The following is a 14,246-nucleotide window of genomic DNA, read 5'->3' as shown; positions in this document are numbered from 1 at the left end:
GAGCTGCCGCTCATCAACGCAAGACCGAGGTTAGGCAATGCCTAAGCGTACAGACATTCAAAGCATACTCATCATTGGCGCCGGTCCGATCATCATCGGCCAGGCGTGCGAGTTCGACTATTCCGGCGCGCAGGCGTGCAAGGCGCTGCGCGAGGAAGGCTACAAGGTCATCCTCGTCAATTCGAATCCGGCGACGATCATGACCGACCCGGAAACGGCCGACGTTACGTACATCGAGCCGATCACCTGGCAGGTAGTCGAGAGCATCATCGAGAAGGAGCGGCCGGGCGCGCTGCTGCCGACGATGGGCGGGCAGACGGCGCTGAACTGCGCGCTCGACCTCGCCCGCAACGGCGTCCTCGAGAAATACGGCGTCGAACTCATCGGTGCGTCGCGCGAAGCCATCGACAAGGCCGAGGACCGCCTGAAGTTCAAGGACGCGATGACGAAGATCGGGCTCGGTTCCGCCCGCTCGGCAATCGCGCACAGCATGGAAGAGGCGCTGCAGGTGCAGGGCGGCATCGGCTTTCCAGTGATCATCCGGCCGAGCTTCACGCTGGGCGGGACCGGCGGCGGCATCGCCTACAACATGGAAGAGTTCGACGAGATCTGCAAGCGTGGTCTCGAGGCGAGCCCGACGAGCGAACTGCTGATCGAGGAATCGCTGATCGGCTGGAAGGAATACGAGATGGAAGTCGTCCGCGACCGCGCGGACAACTGCATCATCGTGTGCTCGATCGAGAACCTCGACCCGATGGGCGTGCATACCGGTGATTCGATCACGGTTGCGCCGTCGCAGACGCTGACCGATAAGGAATACCAGATCCTGCGCAATGCCTCGATCGCGGTGCTGCGCGAGATCGGCGTCGATACCGGCGGCTCGAACGTGCAGTTCGCGATCAACCCGAAGGACGGCCGCATGATCGTCATCGAGATGAACCCGCGCGTGTCGCGTTCGTCGGCGCTGGCGTCGAAAGCGACCGGCTTCCCGATCGCGAAGGTCGCGGCGAAGCTCGCCGTCGGCTACACCCTCGACGAACTGAAGAACGATATCACCGGCGGCGCGACCCCGGCGTCGTTCGAGCCGTCGATCGACTATGTCGTGACGAAGATCCCGCGCTTCGCGTTCGAGAAATTCCCGCAGGCCAACGACCGGCTGACGACGCAGATGAAGTCGGTCGGCGAAGTCATGGCGATGGGTCGTACGTTCCAGGAGTCGTTCCAGAAGGCGCTGCGCGGGCTCGAAGTCGGCGCCTACGGCCTCGACGAGGTCGAGGCCGATCGCGAGGACCTCGAGCACGAACTCGCGAACCCGGGCGCGCAGCGCATCTGGTACGTCGGCCAGGCTTTCCGCGAAGGTTACACGCAGGAGCAGGTGTTCAACCTGACGAAGATCGATCCGTGGTTCCTCGCGCAGATCGAGGACATCGTATTGACCGAGAAGGCGCTCGCCGGCCGGTCGCTGAAGGCGATCCAGGCTGCCGAGTTGCGCGAATTGAAGCGCAAGGGCTTTTCCGACCGGCGGCTCGCGAAGCTGCTCGGCGTCGACGAGACGGCCGTGCGCCTGCATCGTCACGCGAACGGCGTGCGGCCGGTGTTCAAGCGCGTCGATACCTGCGCCGCAGAGTTTTCGACCTCGACGGCCTACATGTATTCCTCCTACGAGGACGAGTGCGAGGCACGTCCGACGGATCGCAAGAAGATCATGGTGCTCGGGGGCGGGCCGAACCGTATCGGGCAAGGGATCGAGTTCGACTATTGCTGCGTCCATGCCGCGCTCGCGCTGCGCGAAGACGGCTATGAGACCATCATGGTCAACTGCAATCCGGAAACGGTGTCGACCGACTACGATACGTCCGACCGCCTGTATTTCGAGCCGATCACGCTCGAAGACATCCTCGAGATCGTGCATATCGAGAAGCCCGTCGGCGTCATCGTCCAGTTCGGCGGCCAGACCCCGCTCAAGAGGGCGCAGGCACTCGAAGACAACGGCGTGCCGATCATCGGCACCAGCCCGGACATGATCGATGCGGCCGAGGACCGTGAGCGCTTCCAGAAGCTGCTCAACGATCTCGGCCTCAAGCAGCCGCCCAACCGCACTGCGCGCACGCCCGAAGCCGCAGTGCGGCTCGCGGCCGAGATCGGCTACCCGCTCGTGGTGCGTCCGAGCTACGTGCTCGGCGGCCGGGCGATGGAAATCGTGCACGAACAGAAGGATCTCGAGCGCTACATGCGCGAGGCGGTGAAGGTCTCGAACGAATCGCCGGTGCTGCTCGACCGCTTCCTCAACGATGCGACCGAAGTCGATGTCGATGCGCTGTCCGACGGCAGGCAGGTCATCATCGGCGGCATCATGGAGCACATCGAGCAGGCCGGCGTCCACTCGGGCGACTCGGCGTGCTCGCTGCCGCCTTACACGCTCTCGGCAAAGCTCCAGGACGAGCTGCGCCGTCAGACCGAAGCGATGGCTCGGGCGTTGAACGTCTGCGGCCTGATGAACGTGCAGTTCGCGATCCAGGGCGACGGCGACGAGGCGACCGTCTACGTGCTTGAAGTCAATCCGCGCGCGTCGCGCACCGTGCCGTTCGTGTCGAAGGCGTGCGGTCTGCAATTGGCGAAGATTGCCGCGCGCTGCATGGCCGGGCAAAGTCTGGCCAGCCAGGGCGTGACCAGCGAGATCGTGCCTCCTTACTACGCGGTCAAGGAAGCCGTCTTCCCGTTCGTCAAGTTCCCGGGTGTGGATACGATTCTCGGACCGGAAATGAAGTCCACCGGCGAAGTGATGGGCGTGGGGCGCAGCTTCGCCGAAGCCTTCGTCAAATCGCAGCTCGCGGCCGGTGTACGCCTGCCGCAGTCCGGCACGGCCTTCATCAGCGTCAAGCCGACCGACCGGGGGGTAGCGGTCGAAGTCGCGCGCGAGCTCCATGAGATCGGGTTCGGGCTCGCCGCAACCCGCGGCACGGGCTCGGCGATTGAGGCCGCCGGGCTTCCCGTCACGATGGTCAACAAGGTCAACGAGGGCCGTCCGCATATCGTGGACATGATCAAGAACAATGAAATCAGCCTCGTAATCAACACCGTGGAGGAGAAGCGCCAGGCGATCATCGATTCGCGTTCGATCCGCACCAGCGCCCTCGCCGCGAAACTCACGGTATTCACCACCATCGAAGGTGCACGCGCCGCATGTATGGGGATGCGCCATCTCGAGGGGCTGCAGGTGTACGGGTTGCAGTCCCTGCATGCCGAACTGAACCAAAAATCATGATCAAGACTCCTCTTACCGTCGCGGGTGCGGAAAAACTTCGCAACGAACTACACCGGCTGAAAACCGTCGAGCGCCCCAGCGTGATCGCGGCAATCGCGGAAGCGCGTTCCCATGGCGACCTGTCGGAAAACGCCGAGTACGACGCCGCCAAGGAGCGCCAGGGATTCGTCGAGGGCAGGATCAAGGAGATCGAAGGCAAGATTTCGAGCGCGCAGATCATCGATCCGAAATTGCTCGACGCCGACGGGCGATGCGTGTTCGGCGCCACCGTCGAGCTGGAGGATATGGACACCGGACAGACGGTGACCTATCAGATCGTCGGCGATGACGAGGCGGATCTGAAGGAGAACAAGATTTCGATCAGCTCACCGATCGCTCGCGCTCTGATCGGCAAGTTCGCCGGGGACATCGCCGAAGTCCAGGCGCCGGGCGGGGTGAGGGAGTACGAGATCATCGACGTCCGCTACGTGTGAGCGAGGCGCCCGTTTCGCATCAGGAGTCTCGTTCGGGCATCAGCTGGGAAACATCGTGAGCCGCCTTTCCGAGCATCTGCTAGTAGTGTTGATCACGCTTTGGGCCGGTGCGCTGTGGTCGATCGGTTACATCGTCGCACCGGTCCTGTTCGGCATGCTTTCCGACCGCGCACTCGCCGGCGACATCGCGGGGCGCCTCTTTGCGCTGCTGGGGTGGATCGGGGTCGGCTGTGCCCTCTACGTGCTGGGTTTCATGCTCGCACGCTGGCGATGGCGAGCGTTCCGGAGCGGCCTGTTCTGGCTGGTCGTGGCGATGCTGCTGGCGACATTCGCGAGCCAGTTCGGCATCCAGCCGTTGATGGCGCAGATGAAAGCGGATGCCTGGCCGCGTGAGGTGATGGATACCGTGATGCGGGACCGTTTCGCTACGTGGCACGGCGTCTCGAGCGTGCTCTATCTCATCCAGAGCGTGCTCGCGTTGCCGCTGGTGCTGGGTGTCCGAAAACTGTTGGGTCGCTGACGGGGGCGTCCCGTCAGGCGAACTATTTACTGCCGGCAGGCCCGGTTTTGCGGGTGTAGGTCCGGCTGCGCTTTGCCGCAAGACGCTTCTTGTCCGACGCGGCCTTGATCAGCGCGGTGCGACGCGCAGCGGCTGCAAAGGCCCGCGCCGATTTCGCCCTTGCGACGCCCGTGCTTGCGCTGGATGTCACAGGTTTAGCCTGTACGGATTTTTCGGCTTCTTCCCGACGTTGGCGCCAAATGACGAGAATTGTACCGATGTGCTGGACCGGTGAGGCATCGAGGGCCTCGCAGACCGCTTTCATCAGTGCTTCGCGTGCCGCGCGTTCGGCTCCGTGGACCTTGATCTTGATCAGCTCGTGTGCCTGCAGCGAGCGGTCGATTTCGCCCAGCACGGCTGGTGTCAAGCCGTTTCCGGCAATGCTGACGACGGGGTTCAGGTGATGGGCGCTGGCACGCAGTTCGCGCCGCCGGACGGGAGTGAGCTCGCTCATACTTTTCTCAAATCTTTCAGGGGCATGGATTCTACTCCGATGAAGCGAACCAAGACCAGCAAGGCGTGGATGCAGGAGCATGTCAACGACCCGTATGTGCAGCGTGCAAAAAGCGAAGGTTACCGGTCGCGGGCAGCATTCAAGCTCATCGAGCTCGATGAACGCGATCGCCTGATGCGAAGCGGAATGGTCGTCGTGGATCTGGGCGCTGCCCCGGGATCCTGGAGCCAGATCGCATTGCGGCGGGTCGGACGCGAGGGTCGGGTCTTTGCACTGGACCTGCTGCCGCTGGAACCGCTGGGCGGCGTCGAGTTCATACAGGGCGACTTTCAGGAAGAGTCAGTGCTTGCCGAACTCGAGTCGAGGCTCGGCGGGCTCCCCGTCGACGTCGTACTGTCGGACATGGCGCCGAACATGTCCGGCATCGATACGACCGACCAGGCCCGCTCGATCTACCTCGGGGAGCTGGCGCTGGAGTTCGCGGCGCGGCACCTCAAGCCCGGTGGCAGTTTCGTCGTGAAAGTGTTCCAGGGACAGGGTTTCATGGAGTATCGAAACGAGGCCGCGAAGCATTTCAACGCGCTGCACGTGCGAAAACCGAAGGCATCGCGCGACCGCAGTGCGGAAGTGTATCTGGTCGGCATCGGGCACCGCGGCAGCTAGCGCCCTTGTCACAGCGCCAAAACTGCGGAACTCTGCAGTCGGGCACCGAGTCTCCCGTTGGTGATGCAGGATGTCCAAGTTGGTGATGTGGGATGTCCAAATCCTTTTGGCGGTCATATTGCAATTCAGACCGGCGACCCCATATCGGAATCGTTGCGGCGTGCCGAGCAGGTGATTGAAACAGCCCATCGGGTCTATTGGTTTACGCCGCGGAACGTTCGCCACTAGAATGGGTCCATCTGTCGCTGCCCCCGTTGGGCTTTCAAGGAAAGAAGTTGAATAATCTCTTCAAGAATCTCGCGATCTGGATGGTTATCGGCGTCGTGCTGATGACGGTATTCAACCAGTTCAATACGCGGCAGGTTTCGGCCAGTACGATGGAGTACTCCCAGTTTCTGGAGGAAGCCAGGGCCGGGCGCATCGCGAAAGCGACAATCGACGGCCGCCTGGTGCGTGCGACGACGCAGGAAGGCCGGCAGATCACCGTGTATACGCCTGGCGTGCAGGATATCTGGATGGTGTCCGACCTGATCCGCGCCGGTGTGGCCGTGAACGCGTCGAAACCCGAAGAAGAGCAATCCTTCCTGATGAGCATCTTCGTTTCCTGGTTCCCGATGTTGCTGCTGATCGGGGTCTGGGTGTTCTTCATGCGCCAGATGCAGGGAGGCGGGCGAGGCGGAGCGTTTTCGTTCGGCAAGTCAAAAGCCAGAATGCTCGATGAAAGCGCCAATTCGCTTTCTTTTGCGGATGTCGCAGGGTGCGACGAAGCGAAGGAGGAAGTGTCCGAACTCGTCGATTTTCTGCGCGACCCTTCCAAGTTCCAGAAACTCGGTGGACATATCCCGAAGGGCGTACTGATGGTCGGTTCGCCGGGTACAGGCAAGACCTTGCTCGCGAAGGCGATTGCCGGCGAGGCGAAAGTGCCGTTCTTCTCGATTTCCGGCTCCGATTTCGTCGAGATGTTCGTCGGTGTCGGCGCGGCGCGCGTGCGTGACATGTTCGAACAGGCGAAGAAACACGCGCCGTGCATCATCTTCATCGACGAAATCGACGCTGTCGGTCGCCAGCGTGGTGCAGGCATGGGGGGCGGCAACGACGAACGCGAACAGACCCTCAACCAGTTGCTCGTCGAGATGGACGGCTTCGAAGGGCAAACGGGTGTCATCGTGATCGCCGCGACGAACCGCCCGGATGTGCTCGATCCGGCACTGCTGCGCCCGGGGCGATTCGACCGGCAAGTCGTCGTTCCGCTACCCGATATCCGTGGCCGGGAGCAGATACTGAAGGTCCATATGCGCAAGGTGCCGATCGCGCCTGACGTCGAACCCGTCGTTCTCGCGCGCGGCACGCCCGGATTTTCCGGCGCCGACCTGGCGAACCTCGTCAACGAAGCGGCGTTGTTCGCTGCGCGGGGCGGCAAGCGACTCGTCGATATGGAAGACTTCGAGCGTGCCAAGGACAAGATCATGATGGGGTCCGAACGTCGTTCGATGGTGATGCCGGAAGAAGAACGCCGCAACACGGCGTACCACGAGTCCGGCCATGCGCTGGTCGCGAAGTTGCTCGACAAGACCGACCCGGTGCACAAGGTCACGATCATCCCGCGAGGTCGTGCACTGGGTGTGACGATGCAGTTGCCGGAGCAGGATCGTTACAGCCAGGACCGCGAACGGCTGCTCCAGACGATTGCCGTGCTGTTCGGTGGCCGCATCTGCGAAGAGATCTTCATGAACCAGATGACTACCGGCGCTTCGAACGACTTTCAGCGGGCGACCGACCTCGCACGCCGGATGGTGACGCAGTGGGGCATGTCGGACAATCTCGGGCCGATGGTGTATGGCGAAGAAGAGGGAGAGATCTTTCTCGGTCGGCAGGTGACGACACACCGGAACGTGTCCGAGGCCACGATGCAGAAGGTCGATGCCGAGATACGCCGGATCATCGATCAACAGTACGCACTGGCGCGGCGCCTGATCGAAGACAACCGCGACAAGATCGAGGCGATGACGCATGCGCTGCTCGAATGGGAAACGCTGGATGCGGAACAGCTGAACGACATCATGGCGGGACGTGCTCCGCGGGCACCCAAGCCGATTACACCGCCGGCGAGCCGTCCGAAGGACGATGCGCCGGGAGCCGAGCCGACGGCTCCTGCCCCGGCAGCGTAATTCGCGCGGCACGAGACAAGAGGTTCGACCTTCTTCGGGCCGGCATTTAGCCGGCCCGATTCATTTGAGGACTGATATGCAGGTTTTGAGATGCGGTCGATTCCGCCTGGAACTCGACCGCCCACGCATCATGGCGATCGTCAATGTCACGCCGGACTCGTTTTCGGGCGATGGCCTCGGTCGGGATCTGGATGCGGCAGTGCGACGGGCGCAGGCTGCAGTCGATGCGGGAGCGGATTTGCTCGATATAGGGGGTGAATCGACCCGCCCCGGGTCGGAGCCTGTCTCGGAGCAGGAGGAACTCGACCGCGTCATCCCGCTGGTCGAGCGTCTGGCCGACTGGGCCGTGCCGGTTTCGATCGACACGTTCAAGCCGGCCGTAATGCGCGAATCGCTAAGGGCCGGGGCGAGCCTGATCAACGATATCAACGCATTCCGCGCGCCGGGCGCGATCGACGCCGTGCGGGACAGCGAGGCGGCGCTGTGCGTGATGCACATGCAGGGCGAGCCCCGCGGCATGCAGTCCGATCCGCGCTACGATGATGTCGTTGCGGAGGTGCTCGAGTTCCTGGAGCGGCGTGTTCGGGCTCTCACGGACAAGGGCGTGGGCAGGGACCGGATCCTCCTCGACCCAGGGTTCGGCTTCGGCAAGACACTCGAGCACAACCTCGCACTGTTCCGCACCCTCGACCGCTTCGTGGCGCAAGACTATCCGATGCTCGTGGGGGTGTCGCGAAAGTCCATGCTCGGGGCGATCACGGGGCGACCGGTCGGCGAGCGAGTGCATGCCAGCGTCGCCGCGGCCCTGATCGCTGTCGGGCAGGGTGCACAGATCGTGCGAGTCCATGACGTCGCCGCAACGCGCGATGCATTGAAAGTGTGGCAGGCGGTAACCGGCGTCCCGGCATAGGCAGGAGCGCACGAAGTCTCCCGTCGTTGATGCGATAATTCGTTTTTCGACGAATGTCGCGAGGGGAAAAATGGGGAGAAAGTATTTCGGGACCGACGGCGTACGGGGGCGTGTCGGCGATTCGACAATCACGCCAGAATTCGTCATGCGTCTCGGTTATGCGGCCGGGGTGACGCTGGTGGGGCGGGAGCAGTTGCCCCCCGGGGAGCGGCCCGCGATTCTCATCGGCAAGGACACCCGTATTTCCGGCTACATGCTCGAGGCCGCCCTCGAAGCCGGGTTTGCGGCGGCGGGCGTCGATGTGATGCTTGCCGGCCCGGTGCCGACGCCAGCGGTGGCCTATCTCACCCGTGCCCTCCGTCTTCAGGCCGGAGTCGTGATCTCCGCCTCGCACAACCCCTACGACGATAACGGCATCAAGTTCTTTTCGGCGAACGGCACCAAGTTGCCGGATGCGCTCGAGGAGGAGATCGAGTTCCGGGTCGATCAGCCGATGGTCTGCGCCGAGGCGTCCCGCCTGGGCAAGGCGCGTCGGATCGTGGACGCTGCGGGCCGGTACGTGGAATTCTGCAAGAGTGCGTTTCCGAACGAGTTCGATCTGCGTGGTTACCGGATCGTCCTCGACTGCGCCCACGGTGCGGCCTATCACATCGGGCCGAGCGTATTTCACGAACTGGGCGCGGAAGTGATCCCATTGGGGGTCGAGCCCAACGGACTGAATATCAACGACAAGGTCGGCGCCACGCATCCGCAGACGCTGCGTTCAGCGGTACTGGCGAACCAGGCGGACTTCGGCATCGCCCTCGATGGCGACGGCGATCGTGTGGTCATGGTCGATGGAGACGGCGAGCTTTACGATGGCGACAAGCTGCTGTACGTGATTGCAGCCTCACGGCAGTCCGAAGGACGCCTGGAGGGAGTCGTCGGTACGCTGATGAGCAATCTCGGCCTTGAGCGCGCGATCGGCCGTCTCGGCCTTGCCTTCGCGCGGGCAAAGGTCGGCGATCGCTACGTGCTGGAAACCATGCACGAGCGGGGCTGGAAGCTCGGCGGGGAAAACTCCGGCCATATCATCTGCCTCGATCGTCATACCACGGGCGACGGCATCGTCTCCGCGCTCCAGGTTATCGCGGCGCTGATCAAGCGTCAGTGCACGTTGGCGGCTGCTTGTGCGGACCTCGTCTTCTATCCACAGAAACTCATCAATGTGCCTCTGGCCCCAGGATTCGACTGGCGATCCGACAAGCACATCGACCAGGCGCGGAGCGATGCCGAACTGGAACTCGGCGAGCAGGGCCGGGTGCTGCTACGCCCTTCGGGAACCGAGCCGTTGCTCCGGGTCATGGTTGAAGGGAAGGACGGTGCGCAAGTCGATCGCCTTGCCCGAGAGATTGCGGCGTGCATCGAGCGCGCAATGGTCTGAAACTGAAAAGACCCGGAGGTGGAAATCCTCCTACGGCCCGCCTTCGGCCAGTTGGTGTACCGGCCACGTTCTGTGGCTGAAGGGCTGTTTCCCGTGGGCGGAGGCGGAATCCAGCGCTGTAACATTCCTGAAATATTTCATCCGTAGGCTTCCAGCCTTTAGCCATTCTCCGTTGCTCCAGATTGCCCTTGGTGTCGCCCCGAGCGGCCAGGGGCGGCCACGCTCCCGCTTGTCTGCATTGACGCTCGTGCTCGACGGGCTGGGCCACCGAACTCATTCTGCCCGCGTGCGGCCCCCGAGGCTTGGAGCGCGCACGATGTGCCGGATCCGGGCCGGGAAGGGGCCCGGTTCAAGAGATTGCTGTGTTTACTGTGAAATCATGCGGCCAGTGTCAAATTTATGTCACACATACCACGGATGATTCGGGGCGCCTGCTTCTCGGTAACATGTTTCCGGATCTGGCGCCCTTTATTCATTAGGAGATTCCGTATGTCCAGTTTCAAGCAGACCGCTTTTGCGGCCGCCCTTGTCGTCTTCGGTTCGCATGCCGCGTACGCCCAGTCTGTCGTGAAGGTGGATGGTTCCAGTACCGTGTATCCGGTTACGGAGGCGGTGGCTGAGGACTTTCAGAAGTCGAAGAAGGGCGAAGTAAAGGTGACGGTCGGCATATCGGGTACCGGTGGCGGCTTCAAGAAATTCTGCAGAGGCGAGATCGATGTTGCGGATGCATCGCGCCCGATCCTCAAGCAGGAAATGGAGGCTTGCGCCCAGGCTGGCATCAAGTACATCGAACTGCCGGTCGCTTTCGACGCCTTGACTGTCGTCGCACACCCCAAGAACACTTTCATCAAGCAGCTGACCGTTGAACAGTTGAAGAAGATGTGGGAGCCGGCCGCACAGGGCACCGTAACGAACTGGAAGCAGATCGATCCGTCGTTCCCGGATGCGCCGATGAAGCTCTTCGGCGCCGGCTCCGATTCCGGGACCTTCGATTACTTCACCGAAGCGATCGTCGGCAAGGCCAAGTCTTCGCGCGGCGATTACACTGCCTCTGAAGATGACAACGTTCTGGTCCAGGGCGTTTCGCGCGACATCAACGCCATCGGCTATTTCGGTTTTGCGTATTACGCGGAAAACCAGGGCAAGCTCAAAGCCGTGCCGATCGTGAATAAGGAAGGGCAGCCAGTCGCGCCCGGGCCCAAGGCAGTTCTTGATGGATCGTACAATCCGCTGTCGCGCCCGATTTTCATCTATGTCAGCGAGAAGTCGCTTGAAAAGCCCGAAGTTCGCGATTTTGTTGCCTATTACATGAAGAACGCGGCGGCGCTCGCGACCGAGGTGAAGTATGTGCCGCTGCCTGCGCAGGCATACGAGACGGCGATGGAGCATGTGAATAAGAAAAAACTCGGTACGGTTTTTGGTGGTGAGCCCGAGATCGGCGTGACCATCGAGTCGCTCCTGAGTCGCGAAGCGAAGCTCTAATGTTCAAGGGCACGGGCGAGCCCCGTGCCCTGTTCCCCATCATCGGGTCAAGAATGCAAGACGCAAAAACAATCGGCTTTTCCGGGGAGGCATCCTTCCCGCCGTTGGTCACCAGCGATCGACTGGCCCGAAAGGCGTTGCGCCACTCGAAGGAACGCGTTATCGAGTTCCTCCTTTTCGGCGCCGCGGGTGTCTCTGTGCTGACGACCTTGGGTATCGTCTGGGTGCTGGTCAGCGAGTCCTACCAATTTTTCCAGAGCGTGCCGATTTGGTCCTTTCTGACCGACACGATGTGGACACCGCTCTTTGCCGATGCGCATTACGGGATCCTGCCACTGCTTGCCGGAACGCTGACGACCTCGCTGGTTGCACTGGTCGTTGCAATTCCGCTCGGCACGACGATCGCGATCTATCTATCCGAATTCGCACAACCTTCCGTACGTGAGGTGGTGAAGCCCTTTCTCGAGCTTCTCGGCGGCATTCCAACTATCGTCTATGGCTACTTTGCGCTCACGGTTGTCATCCCGCTGCTGCAAATGCTGATTCCGAGCCTGCCGGGTTTCAATATGCTCGGTGCCGGTATCGTGATGGGCATTGCGATCATCCCGTACGTGAGTTCTCTTGCAGAGGATGCGATGCGCGCCGTGCCAATGAGCATGCGTGAGGGCTCGTACGCGATGGGTGGTACCAAGTTCCAGACTGCGGTCCGCGTGGTCGTTCCGGCGGCGCTGTCGGGCATCCTGTCCGCCTACATCCTGGGAATTTCTCGTGCCGTGGGTGAGACGATGATCGTGGCGGTCGCAGCAGGCATGCAGCCTAACTTCACAATGAATCCGATGGAGCCGGCGCAGACTATTTCTTCGTACATCGTGCAGGTCGCGCTTGGCGACCTGCCTCACGGTTCGATTGGTTATCAGTCGATTTTTGCCGCAGGGCTGAGCCTGATGCTGATGACGCTCCTTCTGAATGTCGCGGGTCACGTCGTTCGTCGGCGCTATCGCGAAGCTTATTGAGAGGTTGAGCATGAAATCTGCAGAACTGGCGGGCATTCATCGCATCATTCGACGCAACAAGCGCCGCGATCTGATGTTTGCGATCGCCGGCTTCATGGCGCTGTTGATCGGTGTATTGACGTTCCTGGCGCTCTTCTTGGAGATGGCCTATTCGGGATGGGAGCGCCTGAACCCCGAGTTCTTCACGAATTTTCCATCCCGTCGAGCTGGACAGGCCGGCATCCTCACCGCGTGGGTCGGATCGCTGCTGGTGATGCTGGTCACCGCAGTCTCGGCAGTACCGCTCGGCGTTGCCGCGGGCGTATATCTTGAGGAATATGCCGTAAGAAACATCATCACCGACATCATCGAGATCAACGTGACCAACCTTGCCGGCGTGCCGTCGATCGTTTACGGTCTTCTGGCGCTTGGTGTGTTCGTGTACACGTTCGGTTTCGGCCAGAGCATCCTGTCTGCCGGCCTGACTCTGGGCCTGCTGATCCTTCCTGTCGTCATCGTTGCGACCCGCGAGGCGATACGATCGATTCCCCAGCATATCCGGGAGGGGGCCTATGCGCTCGGTGCGACGCGTTGGCAGGTCACGCACGACCACATCGTTCCGTACTCGATGCCCGGCATCCTCACCGGCGTCATCATTGGCATGTCCCGGGCGATCGGGGAAACCGCTCCGATCATCACGATCGGCGCGCTGACCTTCATCGCGTTCCTGCCCGAGGCGCCGATCGGGCCGGAGTTTCCCTGGGTGAACTTTGAGTGGCTGAAATCCGGGTTCACAGTCATGCCCATCCAGATGTTCAACTGGACTTCCCGCCCCGAGGAGGCTTTCCAGCAGAATGCCGCCGCCGCTGGTTTCGTGCTGGTTCTCATGACCCTGGCCATGAACGCGATTTCCATCTGGATTCGTTACCATCTGCGCAAGGACATCAAATGGTAGGAAACATCACAATGCGTTCGATTGATCGACCCGCTGCGCAGGCAGTGAGGCCTACTGCCGAGAGCGTCGCTGGCGCATCGAATGTGCATTTGGGCGACGCCCAGTCTTCGCCGGACACGCCGCCGGTCAAGGCCGCGGCGGAAAACTTCAGTTTTTATTACGGCCAGTTCCAGGCACTTAAATCCATAACGCTGCCGGTCTACGAGAAGCACGTTACGGCGCTCATCGGGCCGTCCGGATGTGGCAAGTCCACGCTGCTGCGGGCTTGCAACCGGATGCACGATCTCTACCCGGGCAACCGGTACGAGGGCGCGATCCGGCTGCTGCCGGACAACACCAATCTGCTCGACCCTGCTGTCGATCCGATCGAGGTCCGGATGCGAATCGGCATGGTGTTCCAGAAACCGAACCCGTTCCCGAAATCGATCTACGAGAATGTGGCGTACGGACTGCGCATCCGCGGGGAAAAAAGCCGCTCTGTCCTCGACGGTCGGGTGGAGGAGGCCCTCAAGGGCGCGGCCCTGTGGGCGGAAGTCGCACATCGCCTGAACGAACCTGCGTTTGCCTTGTCAGGCGGGCAACAACAGCGACTGTGCATCGCGCGTTGTCTCGCGACAGATCCCGAAGTGCTGCTGTTCGACGAACCGACCTCGGCGCTCGACCCGATTGCCACCGCCAGCATCGAGGAACTCATCGACCAGCTGCGGCAGAAAGTCACGATTCTGATCGTCACGCACAACATGCAACAGGCGGCGCGGGTGTCGGACTTCACCGCATACATGTATCTCGGAGAACTGATCGAGTTCGGCCGGACCCGCCAACTGTTTGTCAATCCTGTTCGCCGGGAAACCGAGGACTACATCACGGGACGCTTCGGCTAGGGATTACGCTGCGCACCGGCT

Annotated in this window: 12 protein-coding genes; 11 read left to right on the top strand and 1 reads right to left on the bottom strand. The window is 61.8% G+C overall.

From position 1 onward, the window contains the following. The first annotated feature begins 37 nt into the window (after window positions 1-37). The 3 genes from carB to pbN1_RS03340 are packed head-to-tail and all read left to right on the top strand — an operon-like array spanning window position 38 to window position 4,258. Window positions 38-3,265, top strand: coding sequence for a carbamoyl-phosphate synthase large subunit (gene carB, locus pbN1_RS03350; RefSeq protein ID WP_169202428.1), 3,228 nt, complete (start codon window positions 38-40; stop codon window positions 3,263-3,265). After that, on the top strand, window positions 3,262-3,738 hold the full coding sequence (greA, locus tag pbN1_RS03345; RefSeq protein ID WP_169202427.1) for a transcription elongation factor GreA: 477 nt from the start codon (window positions 3,262-3,264) through the stop codon (window positions 3,736-3,738). The genes carB and greA overlap by 4 nt, the downstream gene beginning before the upstream one ends. Before the next feature lie 55 nt (window positions 3,739-3,793). Beyond that, the gene (locus tag pbN1_RS03340; RefSeq protein WP_169202426.1) at window positions 3,794-4,258 is read left to right on the top strand and encodes a DUF4149 domain-containing protein; all 465 of its coding nucleotides are present in this window, start codon (window positions 3,794-3,796) and stop codon (window positions 4,256-4,258) included. Between the two features lie 22 nt (window positions 4,259-4,280). On the opposite strand, the gene pbN1_RS03335 is transcribed toward pbN1_RS03340, so the two are convergent. Beyond that, window positions 4,281-4,751, bottom strand: a complete 471-nt coding sequence (locus tag pbN1_RS03335; protein WP_169202425.1) for a YhbY family RNA-binding protein — start codon at window positions 4,749-4,751, stop codon at window positions 4,281-4,283. A 39-nt stretch (window positions 4,752-4,790) separates the two neighbouring features. Here pbN1_RS03335 and rlmE point away from each other — a divergent pair, with 39 nt between their 5' ends. The 8 genes from rlmE (at window position 4,791) to pstB (ending at window position 14,225) form a co-directional block, all read left to right on the top strand. Next, a complete protein-coding gene (gene rlmE, locus pbN1_RS03330; protein WP_169202424.1) occupies window positions 4,791-5,414 on the top strand; it encodes a 23S rRNA (uridine(2552)-2'-O)-methyltransferase RlmE in 624 nt (207 codons plus the stop codon). A gap of 275 nt (window positions 5,415-5,689) precedes the next feature. Further along, on the top strand, window positions 5,690-7,582 hold the full coding sequence (gene ftsH / locus pbN1_RS03325; RefSeq protein WP_169202423.1) for an ATP-dependent zinc metalloprotease FtsH: 1,893 nt from the start codon (window positions 5,690-5,692) through the stop codon (window positions 7,580-7,582). Window positions 7,583-7,658: 76 nt separating this feature from the next. Then, on the top strand, window positions 7,659-8,492 hold the full coding sequence (gene folP / locus pbN1_RS03320; RefSeq protein WP_169202422.1) for a dihydropteroate synthase: 834 nt from the start codon (window positions 7,659-7,661) through the stop codon (window positions 8,490-8,492). Between the two features lie 70 nt (window positions 8,493-8,562). Beyond that, window positions 8,563-9,915: a phosphoglucosamine mutase gene (gene glmM / locus pbN1_RS03315; protein ID WP_169202421.1), complete on the top strand. Its 1,353-nt coding sequence runs from the start codon at window positions 8,563-8,565 to the stop codon at window positions 9,913-9,915. Window positions 9,916-10,404: 489 nt separating this feature from the next. After that, window positions 10,405-11,397, top strand: coding sequence for a PstS family phosphate ABC transporter substrate-binding protein (locus pbN1_RS03310; protein WP_169202420.1), 993 nt, complete (start codon window positions 10,405-10,407; stop codon window positions 11,395-11,397). Between the two features lie 53 nt (window positions 11,398-11,450). Next, complete coding sequence (gene pstC, locus pbN1_RS03305; RefSeq protein ID WP_169202465.1) at window positions 11,451-12,410, top strand: phosphate ABC transporter permease subunit PstC; 960 nt, start codon at window positions 11,451-11,453, stop codon at window positions 12,408-12,410. A gap of 10 nt (window positions 12,411-12,420) precedes the next feature. Continuing rightward, window positions 12,421-13,344: a phosphate ABC transporter permease PstA gene (gene pstA, locus pbN1_RS03300; RefSeq protein ID WP_169202419.1), complete on the top strand. Its 924-nt coding sequence runs from the start codon at window positions 12,421-12,423 to the stop codon at window positions 13,342-13,344. A gap of 11 nt (window positions 13,345-13,355) precedes the next feature. Continuing rightward, window positions 13,356-14,225 (top strand): phosphate ABC transporter ATP-binding protein PstB, encoded by an 870-nt coding sequence (gene pstB / locus pbN1_RS03295; RefSeq protein WP_244857240.1) that lies wholly within the window; start codon window positions 13,356-13,358, stop codon window positions 14,223-14,225. The last annotated feature ends 21 nt before the right edge of the window (window positions 14,226-14,246 follow it).

The sequence above is a fragment of the Aromatoleum bremense genome, from assembly GCF_017894365.1.
Taxonomy (GTDB): Bacteria; Pseudomonadota; Gammaproteobacteria; order Burkholderiales; family Rhodocyclaceae; genus Aromatoleum; species Aromatoleum bremense.
This window is presented reverse-complemented; position numbering and strand designations above follow the sequence as displayed.